Source organism: Larkinella sp. C7 (assembly GCF_006149005.1).
Taxonomy (GTDB): Bacteria; Bacteroidota; Bacteroidia; order Cytophagales; family Spirosomataceae; genus Larkinella.
The window spans coordinates 1-229 of sequence record NZ_VBSL01000151.1; the positions used below are offsets into that span (position 1 = coordinate 1).

General features: G+C 48.5%; 1 protein-coding gene. It reads left to right on the forward strand.

Annotation, left to right across the window (positions count from 1 at the left end; translation table 11 throughout):
• On the forward strand, window positions 1–229 hold a 229-nt coding region (locus tag FH871_RS34855), incomplete at both ends, for a DNA gyrase subunit A (RefSeq protein WP_212768394.1).

Below are 229 nucleotides of genomic sequence, written 5' to 3' on the forward strand. Positions count from 1 at the left end.
ATAATCTAGGCGAGGCCATTGACGCTGTCAAACTGGTGATGGATAAGCCAGAGGCAACCACCAAGGAAATTATGGAAGTCATGCCTGGGCCAGATTTTCCAACTGGGGCTTTAGTTATGGGGAAATCAGGTATTCACCGTGCTTATGAAACGGGGAAGGGCTCCATCGTTCTACGTTCCAGAACCGAGATTGAAACAACCAAGTCTGGTCGTGAACGCATTGTTGTGAC